The organism is Acerihabitans sp. TG2, from assembly GCF_035013185.1.
Lineage (GTDB): Bacteria > Pseudomonadota > Gammaproteobacteria > Enterobacterales > Enterobacteriaceae > Acerihabitans.
The window spans coordinates 140,559-153,900 of the sequence record NZ_JAYGJO010000003.1; the positions used below are offsets into that span (position 1 = coordinate 140,559).

The following is a 13,342-nucleotide window of genomic DNA, read 5'->3' on the forward strand; positions in this document are numbered from 1 at the left end:
AAATCGTGCTCCTGTCATTAACAATAGGTGAGAATCAAAAGCCGAATTCCGGCGATCCAAAGATGAAAAACAGTCACGGAAGTACTGCAGGATTCAGGCCAAATGTCGCTTTTTGTATACAAAAAAAATAATTAACGTATACAATTAATTCATCAGACAGTATATGGAGTAACAGCAATGACCAGTGGCAGCGGGTTGAATACGGCTTATTTTACTGAGGATAAGGACGATCACATTTATAACGCGCTGGTGACGTCAATCGTTGAACACCGGCTCTTGCCCGGCAGTAAATTGCCGGAAGAAGCGCTGGCCGAGGTATTTTCTGTCAGCCGTACCGGCATTCGCCGGGTGTTACAGCGACTCGCGTCAGTGCAATTGGTGACGTTATTGCCCAAACGTGGTGCGCATGTCACTACGCTTGACGCTGAACAATCCCGCCATGTGTTTGCCACCCGAAAGATTCTGGAATGCGCAAACTTGCCACAGGTGATTGCCCATTGTCAGTCCACGCATCTGATGGCGTTGAAAAAATTGGTGCAGGAAGAAGAGCGTGCCCACGACGAGCGCAATGGTGCTATGGCGATCCGCCTTTCTGCGGCCTTCCATGTCCAGCTTCAGGCGATTTCTGGCAACACCGTGCTGACTGAATTTGTCTCTCAACTGACGCTGCGATCCTCGCTGGTGATAGCCGCGTGGGGAGCACCATGGCAGCAGGGGTGTCGCTGTCACGATCATAACGATCTGCTCGATCTGTTAAAAAAACGCGATGTTGCGGGACTGACCAATCGCATGACACATCACTTTGACAGCATTGTTGCCAGCCTGCGTTTTGAGCAGAGTCAGGGGCAGATACCTGATTTCGCAAATATTTTTTCCGAACAAATGGCGGTTGTCGCCAAGGAGACCCATTGATGGCCCCGCCCCTTTGTATACAATTGATCAATCCCAATACCAGCGCGGCCATGACCGACGTGATGGCGAAAACCGCACGCTCGGTGGCGGCGTTGGATACATGCATTCTTGCGGTGTGCCCGCAACAAGGTGCGCCGTCAATTGAAAGCCATTTCGACGAAGCGATTGCCACGCTGGGTGTGTTGCAGCAGATAAAAGCAGGGCGTGAAGCGGGGGTGGACGGACATATCATTGCCTGCTTCGGCGATCCGGGTTTGCTGGCGGCCCGCGAACTGGCGCGTGCGCCGGTGATCGGCATTGCCGAGGCGGCGATGCACCTGGCAACCCTGCTGGCGACGCGTTTTTCGATTGTCACCACCTTAGCGCGCACGCTGACGATGGCGCGCCATTTATTGCATCAGTACGGTTTCGAGCGTCACTGTGCCGCGTTACATGCCATCGACTTACCGGTGTTAGCGCTGGAAGACGGGAGCGGACTGGCGCAGCAGAAAGTCCGTGAACTCTGTATTACCGCCAAAAAATCCGATGGCAGTGGGGCGATAGTGCTCGGCTGCGGCGGCATGGCGGATTTGGCGCAGGAACTGACGTTAGAGCTGAACATTCCGGTGATCGACGGCGTCAGCGCCGCTGTCAAAATGGTGGAGTCGTTGGCGGCGTTGCGCCTGACGACCAGTAAACATGGTGATTTGGATTATCCGCTGGAAAAACCGTTGTCTGGTGCTTTTTCCGGGCTGAATCTGAGAGGTAATGATGTCTGGTATTGATTACCGTTTTACTGATGATTACCCGCGCGACCTGATAGGTTATGCCGGTCAGCCGCCGCACGCCAACTGGCCGGGCAATGCTCGTATCGCACTACAGTTTGTGCTCAATTACGAAGAAGGCTCGGAAAATAATGTCTTGCATGGCGACGCCGGTTCTGAGCAATTTTTGTCGGATATTATTGGTGCGGCCAGTTTTCCTGACCGTCATATGTCGATGGATTCGCTGTACGAATACGGCTCCCGCGCGGGTTTTTGGCGTATCCACCATGAGTTTCAAAAACGTGGTCTGCCGCTGACGGTATTCGGTGTGGCTATGGCGCTGGCGCGCAACCCTGAAATCGTCAACGCCATCAAAGCGGCTGACTATGATGTGGTCAGTCATGGCTGGCGCTGGATTCACTATCAGAGCATGAGTAAAGCGCAAGAAGCGCAGTCCATGCAACAGGCGGTGAGCGTACTGCGCGATCTGTTCGGCAAAGCGCCGCTCGGCTGGTACACCGGGCGCGACAGTCCGAATACCCGCCAGTTGGTGGCTGAATTCGGCGGGTTTCAGTATGACAGCGATTATTACGGTGACGATCTGCCGTTTTGGATGCCGATCAAATTGGACAGCGGCGACGTCAAACCGCATTTGGTGATCCCCTACACGCTGGAAGCCAACGACATGCGTTTTGCTTCACCACAGGGGTTCAATACCGGTGAGCAGTTCTATACCTATCTCAAAGATACCTTTGATGTACTGTATGCCGAAGGTGAAACCTCACCGAAGATGATGTCGGTGGGTATGCATTGCCGGATCTTGGGGCGCCCGGGACGGTTTCGGGCGTTGCAGCGATTTTTGGATTATGTGCAATCCTATGATCGGGTGTGGGTCTGTACGCGGCAGGATATCGCGGATCATTGGATCAAGGTACACCCAGCGGCTTTTTAACGCCAAGCGCTCGGGTGACGACCCATTTACCCCATCAAACTCACATGCGCCGCCACGATCTTCCAGCCACTGGCCATTTTCACCCAGGTCTGCTGCTGACGGCCAATCTTATCGGCGCCTTCCCGGCGGAATTCGGTACTGGCGACCGCCATATCATCGCCAAAGGTGGTGATGACGGTGTTGACCAGTTGGCGCTCCAGCCCTTGCGATGGCCGTGCCGCGCGGAATGCGCGGATAGCGTCGATGCCGTAAAGATTTTCGCCCGCGCCGTAGCGCACGGTACGCGGATCGTGCCAGAACAGCTCGTCGAGTACCGTGATATCATTGGTGATCAGCGCCTGTTCGTAGCGATAAAATGCCGCATTCATTTCGGCGAGGACCGCCGGACGTTCGATATGTTCAGTTTTCATGGTTTATGCTCTTTATGCCATTCTGGACAATGCCGGCTGGCACCACCGGAGAACTGCTGACCTTCACGATACCTTGTTGCTCCAGCGCCCAGGCAGCACGCAGGCAAAGGTCTTCCCGCCACGGGGGGGCAATCAGTTGCAGGCCGATTGGCAAGCCGTTTGCCGTGGTCACCGGTACGGTTACCACGGGCAGGCCGAGGAAAGAAATCGGCTGGGTCAGCATGCCCATATTGGCCCGTGTCGGCAGGTCATGACCGTTGATATGCAGGGTCTCCTGACCGATCAAGGTCGCTGAGCTCGGCGTGGCGGGCGCAATCAGGATGTCCCATTGATCGAACAGGGGTAAGACCTGTTGCTGAAAGTGTTGACGGAAACGCTGAGCCTGCACATACCACGCGGCCGGGATCATGGCGCCGGCAAGCAAACGCTCACGTGACAGCGGCTCGAATTGTTCCGGCATGCTGCGCAATTTCGGCAAATAAAGATTGCCGCCTTCTGAGGCGCTGATAATAAACGCGGCGGTACGCGCAAGTTCGGCCTGCGGCAGGTCGATTTCGTCCTGAGCCCTTAGCGCCTGGGCGACCTGCAAGACGGCGGTTTTGGCATGATCGTCACACCAGGTCGAAAAATACCCGCCGAGCATCGCGATGCGCAAACCGTGCTGACCCTGGCTGAGCTGCGAAAATGTCTCGCGAGTCGGTTGGTCGGCCTGGAAATGATCGTGCGGATCGCGCCCCTGAATGGCGTCATAAACGTACGATAAATCTTCACTGCAGCGCGCCATGGGTCCGAGGTGATCGAGGCTGGCGACAAACGGCTGACTACCACGACGGGAGAGGCGTCCGAAGGTGGGTTTCAGACCGAGAATGCCGCTTAACGAGCTGGGAACGCGGATTGAACCATTGGTGTCGCTGCCAAGGGTGAAATGTACCAGGCCGGCGGCGACGGCCGCTGCCGAACCGCCGGAAGAGCCCCCGGCGATGCGTGTCAGATCGCGTGGGTTGCGTGTCGCACCGTAATGGCTGTTTTCAGTCGTGAAACCGTAGGCGTAGGCATCCATATTGAGCATGCCGGACAGCATGGCACCCTGTGCCGACAGACGCGAAATCGTCCAGGCATCGTGGCACGCGACGGCGTTATGGCGATTGAGGCTGGCACCGGCCAAAGTCACTTCGCCCGCCACATCCAGCAGGTTTTTTACCGCATAAGGGATGCCGGCCAGTGGCGGCAATGTCATCCCGCTGGCGCGGGTTTTATCCACAGCCGCCGCCTCATTTAACAGCCGTTCGCGGGTAATGTGGGTATAGGCGTTGATCACCGGATTGGCCTGTTCAATCGCCTCCAGCGTGGTGGTGGCAATCTCGCTGGCGGAGATGTCCCCCTGTTCAATCGCCTGATGCAACTGGCCGATGGTGAAATGGTCCAATGATGTCATGCGCGATACACCCCGGCGATTTCCAGTCGAGGGTCGAGCGCTAAATCCATTAGCGGTTGTGCCATCTGCGCGATACGGCTGAACTGCACCAGCAATTCCTGGCGACGGTGGTCATCGAGTTCCAGCGCCAGAACGGATTCCATCTGGCGAACATACGCGGCCCAGTCGGTCGCGGTAGGCGTCTTTTCCATCTTATTCCTTACCTATATCAGATCAAAAACCGGCGGCGCTGCCGTTGCTGCGCGGGTCAGCCGCGCCTTCAAACATGCCGTTGGTGTGGCGCACAATCGCACCTGCATGGCCGACAACTTCACTGAAATCCGGCAACAGTTCGACGTTGTGACCCCGCTGGCGCAATCCGTCAAGTGTTGCAGGACTGAAGCGGCCTTCCAGTTTCAGTGAATCGGAGCTCTCGCCCCAGGTTCGCCCGAGCAACCAGCGTGGACCGCTGATGGCCTGCTGCAACGATTGTCCCTGCACCACGTGACGGATGAATACCGCCGCCTGGGTTTGCGGCTGGCCATCGCCCCCCATCGAGCCGTAAACCATGGTGCGACCATCGGATAACCGTGCGGCGGCGGGGTTGAGCGTGTGAAAAGGTTGCTTACCTGGTGCCAGTGCCAGCAGGTGTGTCGCATCGAGGCTGAATGACGCGCCACGGTTTTGCCACAGCACACCGCTGCCCGGCAGTACCACACCACTGCCGAATTCATGATAAATGCTTTGGATAAATGACACGGACAAACCACTACTGTCCATGACGCCCATCCAGACGGTATCACCCGGGCCTTTACCTTTGGCTATGTCGGCGGCGCGCAGCGGGTTAATGTGGCTGGCGAGCGTATCCAGATAGTGCGGATCAAGCAGGCTTTGCGCGTCCAGCGTCATCAGACGCGGATCGGTGATAAAACGATCGCGCAGGCCGAACGCCAGTTTGGTGGCTTCGACCACGCTGTGGATAAGGGCGCTGTCATCCATGTTAACCAGCGGCAGACGGTCAGTCAGGCCGAGGATCGCCAGTGAAACCAGCCCCTGCGTCGGTGGCGACAGGTTATAGATGTCGCCCTGACTGTGTTTGAGGTGTAAAGGGGAACGTCGCTGCGGTTGGTAGGCGGCAAGATCGGCACCGGTGACCGGCATACCGAGTTTTTCCATGTCGGCAGCCATGTTATCGGCCAGTTCGCCGCGATAGAAACTGTCCAGCCCGTGTTTGCTCAGTAGGGATAACGTCTGTGCCAACTGCGGCTGAGTAAATCGACTCCCGGCGCGCGGCACTTCGCCGTTCGGCAGGAACACCTCGGCAAATGAACGAATAGCGTGCAGTTCATGCTGTTTGGCGCGGGTCGCCGCTTCCTGCGAACGGGTCACGGGAATGCCGTGGGCCGCATAGCCGATCGCATCGCGCAGCAGGCGCGACAGCGGCAGTGGCGCACCGCCAAACTCGGCGGAAATGTTCAGCGCCTCTTGCCAGCCGCCGACGGTGCCTGCCACGGTCAGCGCGGCTTTTGCACCACGGTGAGGAATATGGCTTTCACCGGCGTAGAAATCGAGCGACGCGAGAGATCCGGCGGCACCACTGGCGTCGATGGCCAGCGGATTGCCCTGCGCCGGTACTATCAGCCAGAAACCGTCACCGCCGAGTCCGTTCATATGCGGATACACCACCGCTATTGTCGCGGCAGCGGCCACCATGGCGTCGATGGCATTACCGCCTGCGCGTAATACCGCAAGCGCACTCTGACTCGCCAGATGATGCGGCGTGACCACCATACCCTGCGGAGCGCTGTTACTGTTAATCATGGGATGTCCTTCTTGGTGTCTCTTTTTAAGCGAGCTTGCGCGAGCCGCATTGAGCGAGCGACAGGGTCAGCTTACGTTTAAGCAATAGGTGTTCCACTTTGGCGCCGTCTGCCCAGGTTAATTTATCATTTTGCTTGCATTGGCCAGCATAATGCATGTTATGTTCCGTTGAAACATTGGTTACAGAAGGGCCGGAGATGAAACAGATTGATGAGCGTCTACGTGACCATTACGCCGCGCTGACGCCGCAGGAACAGCGGGTGGCCGATTTTATTTTTGGCAGTATTGATGACCTGATGAGTTATAACAGTGCCGAGCTGGCACGGCTTAGTGGGGTATCCAAAGCCACGGTCAGCCGCCTATTCAAGCGTCTTGGCTACCCGAGTTATCGGGATATGCGTGATGAAGTGCGCACGCTGCGTCAAAGCGGAATGCCGCTGACCGACAGCCGCGATGCGGTGCAAGGCAATACCTTATTGTCACGCCATTATAAGCAGGAAATGGCCAACCTGACGCAGTGGATTAACCAGATCGATAGCGGCCAGTTTGGTGCGCTGATCGCCACGTTGAGCCAGGCTCGACAGGTGTATCTGTTGGGTTTTCGCAACAGTTATCCGGTGGCGCTGCACCTGCGCCAGCAACTGATTCAGGTGCGTTCCGGCGTGGTGATGATGCCGCAGCCGGGACAAACGCTGGCGGAAGAGCTGGTGGATCTGAGCCGTCAGGACGTGGTGATTTTCGTCGCATTCCGCCGCCGGCCGCGCACGGTAAAGGCCATACTGATGCAACTTCAGGCACTGGGCGTGCCGACGCTGCTGATATGTGAGCCCCAGGCTCAAGCGCTGATCCCGCTGGCGACCTGGCATCTTGCCACGCCGCTCGACAGCGTGTCGGCATTCGACTGCTATTCTTCGGCGATGAGTTTGGCGAATTTGCTCAGCAATGCGTTGTTGCATGCCATGCTGGCATCGGGTCGTCAGCGGATTCATCAGATCAGCGATTTGTACACTGATCTTGATGAGATCGAGCCACGTTGATTGCCGATTGGCGCGCATTCCAGGCACCCTTTTGGTGCTAAAGCACGCTTAAGGTGCAACGCAGTTTTCTCCATTTCCCGATTTTTGCCCTAATGCAGGGCAAAAAAACGTCCTCAGATCGCCTCTCTATTTTGCTAATAACCTGTCAAAACGTGACTTTGTGCACAATTTTACCGTTGAGAATTTTTTGGCACATTCGTTGCAGAGTTTTATTAATAAGAATCTATTGTTCCAAAATTTTATGACTGGAGATAATCTATGAAGATGAACAAAAGGCTGTTGGCGTGGGTGGGTGCTGCAATGTTGGTCCTTCAGGTATCCAGCGTGATGGCAGATCAGCTGCAGGATATCCAAAAACGTGGTGTGCTGCGTGTGGCCGTCCCTCAGGATTTTCCACCGTTTGGCTCAGTGGGCAAAGATTTGCAGCCGGAGGGTTATGATATCGATATGGCGCATTATTTGGCCGATAAGATGAAACTTAAGTTGCAACTGGTGCCGGTGACCAGTGCCAATCGCGTGCCATACCTGCAAACCGATAAAGTGGATCTGGTGATTTCTAGCCTCGGTAAAAATGCTGAGCGTGAAAAAGTCATCGATTTCAGCAACGCCTATGCACCGTTCTTTCTCGGTGTCTTTGGCGCTAAGGGTGACAAACTGACTGACCTGAAAGCGCTGTCTGGCAAGACGATCGGTGTGACACGCGGCGCGGTGGAGGATCTGACGCTGACCAATGTGGCACCGAAAGATGCCAAGATTCAGCGTTACGAGGATAACAGCACCACCCTGTCAGCGTATCTGTCCGGTCAGGTGGAATACATCGCCACCGGTAACCTGGTGGTGGCGGCGATTGCCCGCATGAACCCGGAAAAAGCCCCGGTTTCCAAAGTGATGCTGAAAGATTCGCCGTGTTACGTGGGCCTGCGAAAAGACGAACCGGCGCTGAAAGCCAAAGTGAATGAACTGATTGCCGCCGGCATCAAAGACCAGACCCTGAACGGGTTATCTGAAAAATGGATGAAAGCACCACTGCCGACTTCCCTCGGCGCATAACCGGGTGATTCACGGAGACCTTTCATGACCTATCAGCTTAACTTTGGCGCGCTGTGGCCTTATCTGCCGGAACTGCTGGCCGGTTTATGGACCACCATTGAGCTGACGGTGATGGCAACGATCGGCGGTATCGCAATCGGTATTTGCGGTGCAGCTATTCGCTGTGGCAACCATAAAACCCTACGGGCGGTCTGGGGGGGGTATGTGGAAGCCATCCGTAATACCCCGTTTGTGGTGCAGCTGTTTTTCATCGTATTTGGTTTACCTAGCATCGGTTTGAAAATGACCGCCGGTGAAGCGGCGCTGCTGGCCATGCTGATTAACCTTGGTGCCTACAGCACGGAAATTATCCGTGCGGGCATTCAGGTCACGCCGAAAGGCCAGTGGGAAGCCGGGCGGGTGCTGGGTTTAACCCGCGGCCAGACGTTCTTGCGCATTGTGTTGCCGCCATCGCTGAAGCGCATTTATCCGGCGCTGGTCAGCCAATGTATTATCGTGATGCTGGGTTCTTCCGTGGTCTCGCAGGTGTCTTATGAAGAGCTGACGTTTGCCGCGAATTTAATTCAGTCGCGCACGTTCCTCAGTTTTGAAGTGTATCTGGTCACCACGTTATTGTACCTGTTGCTGTCAGTGGCCATGCGCCAGTTATTGCTGCTGGCCGGCCGCCGTTTCTTTGGGAGTGACCACTGATGATGACGTTCACCGACTGGGACATCGTGCGCAACCTGCTGTTGGCGGCGCGCTGGACGCTACTGCTGTCGCTGACCGCCTTTATCGGCGGCACGCTGGTGACCTTGCCGCTGCTGCTGCTGCGCCTGACCAAACGTCGCTGGCCACGGCGAATGGTGTATCTGTACTGCGAACTGTTTCAGGGAACACCGTTGCTGATGCAACTGTTTCTGGCCTTCTTCGGCCTGGGTTTGTTTGGCGTTAACGTCAGCCCGTGGACGGCGGCGGCGCTGGCGCTGACATTGTATACCAGCGCCTATCTGGTGGATATCTGGAGCGGCAGTATTGCGGCGTTACCGAAAGGGCAATGGGAAGCCTCGCGCTGCCTGGGACTGGATTTCGGCCAGACGTTATGGCGGGTGATCACCCCGCAGGCGCTGCGCATTGCCATTGCGCCAACCGTCGGTTTTGCCGTTCAGGTGGTAAAAGGTACTGCACTGGCATCGATAATCGGGTTTGTTGAGCTAACCAAAGCCGGAACCATGCTCAATAATGTGACCTATCAACCGTTTAAAGTGTTTGGTTTGGTGGCGCTCGGTTATTTCCTGATGTGCTATCCGTTATCGCGTTACAGCCACTATTTAGAAAAATCGTTGCGTGGAGATAAACAATAATGCCGCTAATCACGATCAATCAGGTGCAAAAATTTTACGGTCAAAACCACGTACTAAAAGGCGTGGATTTGGATATCGACAGCGGCGAAGTGATTTCCATCATCGGGCGCAGTGGTTCGGGCAAAAGCACTTTACTGCGCTGCATGAATGGGTTGGAAGGGTATCAGGACGGCAGCATTAAACTCGGTGGCATGACTGTTACCGACCGCGATTCGCAGGCGCGGGATATCAGTCGCTCCATCGGCATGGTATTCCAGAGTTTCAATTTGTTCCCGCATATGACCGCGCTGGAAAATGTCATGCTGGCACCGCGCCGGGTGCTGAAGATGTCCGGTGCCGAATGCCGTGAGCTGGCGGCGCAGATGCTGGAAAAAGTTGGCCTGTCGGATCGCATGGACTATTACCCGGCCAATCTGTCCGGCGGCCAGCAACAACGTGTGGCGATTGCCCGTGCGCTGGCAATGAATCCGAAGGTGCTGCTGTGTGATGAAATCACCTCGGCGCTCGATCCGGAACTGGTCGGCGAAGTATTGAAAGTGCTCGAGCAACTGGCAAAAGAAGGTATGACGCTGGTACTGGTGACGCACGAAATGAATTTTGCCCGCGAAGTGGGCGACCGCGTAGTGTTTATGCATCAGGGCACCATCTGGGAACAGGGCGAAAGCCGGACGCTGTTTGCCCATCCGCACACCGTCGAGCTTAAACAATTTATCGCCTCCGTTCGTGGCCTGAACGACACTGCACTGTGATCAGACCCGGTATACCCCCAATCATTCAAGTGGCGGGAAAACCAACGCCGCTGCAACGCGAAGGATGACGGGTATCACCCTGCATTTTAGAGGATTAACTATGTTGGATATCCAAACACTCGGACAAATCAATCCGCCAACCCGTTTGTTAATGGGCCCAGGCCCGATCAATGCTGACCCGCGGGTGCTGCGGGCGATGTCCAGCCAACTGGTGGGGCAATATGACCCGGTGATGACGGGCTATATGAACGAAGTGATGGCGCTGTATCGCGCGCTGTATAACACCGATAATCAGTGGACTTTCCTGATCGACGGCACCTCGCGTGCGGGTATCGAAGCCGTGCTGCTTTCCGGTATCCGTCCGGGGGACAAAGTGCTGGTGCCGGTGTTTGGCCGTTTCGGTCACCTGCTGTGTGAAATCGCCCGCCGTTGTCGCGCGGAGGTTCATACCCTTGAAGCGCCCTGGGGTGAAGTCTTTACGCCGCAGCAAATCGAAGATGCCATAAAAGCGGTGAAACCGCGCTGGTTGCTGACCGTGCAGGGTGATACGTCCACCACCATGCTACAACCGCTGGAACAACTGGGTGACATTTGCCGTCGTCATGGCGTGCTGTTCTACTCCGACGCCACGGCGTCTTTCGGCGGCAATGCGCTGGAAACCGATGCGTGGGGCCTGGACGCCGTCTCCGCCGGTTTGCAAAAATGCCTTTGCGGTCCCTCCGGCAGTTCACCGGTTACCCTCAGTCCCCGTTTTGCCGATCATATCCGCCGACGTAAATGTGTCGAGCAAGGCATCCGTACCGCCGACCATGCTGATGGCGACGAAGAGATGATTTACTCCAACTACTTCGACCTCGGTATGATCATGGATTACTGGGGGCCTGAGCGTTTGAACCACCACACCGAAGCCACCAGCATGCTATTTGCCGCCCGCGAATGCGCGCGCATCATTTTGGAAGAAGGCCTGGATAACAGTATCGCCCGCCATAAACTGCATGGCGGCGCGCTGCTGGCGGGTATTCAGGGCATGGGGCTGGAGGTGTTCGGCGACCTCGATCACCGCATGAGTAATGTGCTTGGCGTGGTGATCCCCACCGGGATTCATGGCGAACAGGTGCGTCAAATGCTGCTTAACGATTTCAGCATTGAGATCGGTACTTCTTTTGGTCCGCTGGCCGGAAAAATTTGGCGCATCGGGACGATGGGGTACAACGCGCGTAAAGATTGCGTGCTGCAAACGCTGGTGGCGCTGGAAGCGGTGTTGCACCGTCTGGGTTTTGCGGTGACATTTGGCGCCGGGGCGCAGGCTGCCTGGGATCATTACGCAGGAGATCAGTAATGGTTGATGCCACTACGCTGGCGGCGGTTGGCCAACAAGCCGGACTGGCGGCACAACGGGTGATGGAACGCTGCGATGCACTTGCGGCGATCAGTGAAACGCCGGGACAACTGACCCGGGTTTATCTCTCGGCAGAACATGTGCAGGCCAATCGTCTGGTGGGTGAATGGATGGCAGCGGTGGGAATGCGCGTCTGGCAGGACAGCGTCGGCAATATCTGTGGGCGCTACGAAGGGCTAGACCCGAGTGCACCGGCGCTGTTGCTCGGCTCGCATCTGGACAGTGTGCGTAATGCTGGGCGCTACGACGGCCCGCTCGGCGTATTGACGGCACTGGAAGTGGTGTCGTATCTGCATCACAACGCCGTGCGTCTGCCGATGGCGGTGGAAATCGTCGGGTTCTGCGATGAAGAAGGTACCCGTTTTGGTATCACGTTGCTGGGCAGTCGTGGACTGACCGGCACTTGGCCAGCCGACTGGCTGGAACGTCAGGATGCGCAGGGCATTACGCTTGCACAGGCGATGCGTCACGTCGGGCTCGAACCGCGGGATATTGGCGCGTCACAACGTGCGCTCAGCGATTTTTGCGCCTATCTGGAGCTGCATATCGAGCAGGGACCCTGCCTGCAAACCGCCGATGTGCCGCTTGGCGTGGTGACGGCCATCAACGGTGCCCGTCGCCTGAATTGTGAGTTTATCGGCCACGCGGGTCATGCCGGCACCGTGCCGATGGGGCAACGTCAGGACGCGTTGACCGCCGCCGCCGAGTGGACGCTGGCGATTGAACGCATTACCGCGGCAACCGGCCATAATCTGGTGGCGACCGTTGGCTCGTTGGAATGTCTGCCCGGTGCGGTGAATGTTATCCCGGGGCAGGTGAAGCTGTCGTTGGATGTGCGTGGACCCCGTGACGATGATTTGGCGGCGTTACTGGAACAACTGCTGGCGCAAGGCCATAAGATCGCCGCGCGTCGCGGGCTCAGTTTTGCTGCTGAACAGTTTTACTGCATTCAGGCGACGCAGTGTGATGCGGGTTTACAGCAGCGTCTGAGCCAAAGTGTTACACAGTTGCACGGGCTGGCAATGTCGTTACCAAGCGGTGCGGGGCACGATGCGATGGCGATGGCTACATGCTGGCCGGTCGGCATGTTATTTGTGCGTTGCAAAGACGGTATCAGCCATCATCCCGACGAATCGGTAACCCCCACCGATGTGGCTTTTGCGGTACAGGCCTATATCAATACGGTATTAAGTTTCGGCACAGAGCCGGTATGTGAAAGGTGATATCAGCAGTCTAAGCTGGGTGGTGATCGTTTTATTGGCTACGCAGGAAAAGCAACGCCCCACATGACCACAGGTGGGGCGTTGCTTTTCCTGCATCCGTCAACGCGCTGTGCGCCATGGACGAGGGACGACAATAAAAATAAGCGAACATTATCGGCAAACGCTGGGCAGTCTTGAGGGGAATAGGGGGTGTTGGCCGGAATTGCAGCCATTCTGTCCGGATTTGCAAGAAAATGTACTTTCTCCTAACGTCGGTAACAGTTATATTGGTACTTAATAATTACCGGGT

Annotated in this window: 14 protein-coding genes; 10 read left to right on the forward strand and 4 right to left on the reverse strand. The window is 56.4% G+C overall.

The features are described from left to right. The first annotated feature begins 177 nt into the window (after window positions 1–177). The 3 genes from SJI19_RS03885 to puuE are packed head-to-tail and all read left to right on the forward strand — an operon-like array spanning window position 178 to window position 2,607. Window positions 178–912: a GntR family transcriptional regulator gene (locus SJI19_RS03885; RefSeq protein WP_323476958.1), complete on the forward strand. Its 735-nt coding sequence runs from the start codon at window positions 178–180 to the stop codon at window positions 910–912. Further along, complete coding sequence (locus SJI19_RS03890) at window positions 912–1,676, forward strand: aspartate/glutamate racemase family protein (RefSeq protein ID WP_323476959.1); 765 nt, start codon at window positions 912–914, stop codon at window positions 1,674–1,676. The genes SJI19_RS03885 and SJI19_RS03890 overlap by 1 nt, the downstream gene beginning before the upstream one ends. Then, window positions 1,663–2,607: an allantoinase PuuE gene (gene puuE / locus SJI19_RS03895; RefSeq protein WP_323477072.1), complete on the forward strand. Its 945-nt coding sequence runs from the start codon at window positions 1,663–1,665 to the stop codon at window positions 2,605–2,607. Before SJI19_RS03890 ends, puuE begins: the two co-directional genes overlap by 14 nt. A gap of 26 nt (window positions 2,608–2,633) precedes the next feature. Here the strand turns inward: puuE and hpxZ are convergent, their stop codons facing one another. Genes hpxZ through SJI19_RS03915 form a run of 4 tightly spaced genes read right to left on the reverse strand, consistent with a single transcriptional unit; the run spans window position 2,634 to window position 6,252 of the window. Then, a complete protein-coding gene (gene hpxZ, locus SJI19_RS03900; protein WP_323476960.1) occupies window positions 2,634–3,017 on the reverse strand; it encodes an oxalurate catabolism protein HpxZ in 384 nt (127 codons plus the stop codon). After that, a complete protein-coding gene (locus SJI19_RS03905) occupies window positions 3,007–4,452 on the reverse strand; it encodes an AtzE family amidohydrolase (protein ID WP_323476961.1) in 1,446 nt (481 codons plus the stop codon). The genes hpxZ and SJI19_RS03905 overlap by 11 nt, the downstream gene beginning before the upstream one ends. Then, the gene (hpxX, locus tag SJI19_RS03910) at window positions 4,449–4,643 is read right to left on the reverse strand and encodes an oxalurate catabolism protein HpxX (protein WP_323476962.1); all 195 of its coding nucleotides are present in this window, start codon (window positions 4,641–4,643) and stop codon (window positions 4,449–4,451) included. The genes SJI19_RS03905 and hpxX overlap by 4 nt, the downstream gene beginning before the upstream one ends. Before the next feature lie 22 nt (window positions 4,644–4,665). Continuing rightward, window positions 4,666–6,252 carry a gamma-glutamyltransferase family protein gene (locus SJI19_RS03915; protein ID WP_323476963.1) on the reverse strand — a complete coding sequence of 529 codons (1,587 nt, stop codon included), beginning with the start codon at window positions 6,250–6,252 and terminating at the stop codon, window positions 4,666–4,668. A 197-nt stretch (window positions 6,253–6,449) separates the two neighbouring features. On the opposite strand from SJI19_RS03915, the gene SJI19_RS03920 reads away from it, so the two are divergent. From SJI19_RS03920 to hpxK, 7 genes are all read left to right on the forward strand, one after another. Beyond that, window positions 6,450–7,289, forward strand: a complete 840-nt coding sequence (locus SJI19_RS03920) for a MurR/RpiR family transcriptional regulator (RefSeq protein WP_323476964.1) — start codon at window positions 6,450–6,452, stop codon at window positions 7,287–7,289. A gap of 264 nt (window positions 7,290–7,553) precedes the next feature. Beyond that, window positions 7,554–8,339, forward strand: a complete 786-nt coding sequence (locus SJI19_RS03925) for a transporter substrate-binding domain-containing protein (RefSeq protein WP_323477073.1) — start codon at window positions 7,554–7,556, stop codon at window positions 8,337–8,339. A 24-nt stretch (window positions 8,340–8,363) separates the two neighbouring features. After that, window positions 8,364–9,029 carry an amino acid ABC transporter permease gene (locus SJI19_RS03930; protein ID WP_323476965.1) on the forward strand — a complete coding sequence of 222 codons (666 nt, stop codon included), beginning with the start codon at window positions 8,364–8,366 and terminating at the stop codon, window positions 9,027–9,029. 2 nt (window positions 9,030–9,031) lie between these two features. Next, entirely contained in the window at window positions 9,032–9,682 is a 651-nt protein-coding gene (locus SJI19_RS03935; protein ID WP_323477074.1) for an amino acid ABC transporter permease, read from the forward strand. Next, window positions 9,682–10,431: an amino acid ABC transporter ATP-binding protein gene (locus SJI19_RS03940; protein ID WP_323476966.1), complete on the forward strand. Its 750-nt coding sequence runs from the start codon at window positions 9,682–9,684 to the stop codon at window positions 10,429–10,431. The genes SJI19_RS03935 and SJI19_RS03940 overlap by 1 nt, the downstream gene beginning before the upstream one ends. A 100-nt stretch (window positions 10,432–10,531) precedes the next feature. Then, window positions 10,532–11,770 (forward strand): alanine--glyoxylate aminotransferase family protein, encoded by a 1,239-nt coding sequence (locus tag SJI19_RS03945; RefSeq protein ID WP_323476967.1) that lies wholly within the window; start codon window positions 10,532–10,534, stop codon window positions 11,768–11,770. Beyond that, a complete protein-coding gene (hpxK, locus tag SJI19_RS03950; RefSeq protein ID WP_323476968.1) occupies window positions 11,770–13,053 on the forward strand; it encodes an allantoate amidohydrolase in 1,284 nt (427 codons plus the stop codon). Before SJI19_RS03945 ends, hpxK begins: the two co-directional genes overlap by 1 nt. Window positions 13,054–13,342 lie beyond the last annotated feature (289 nt).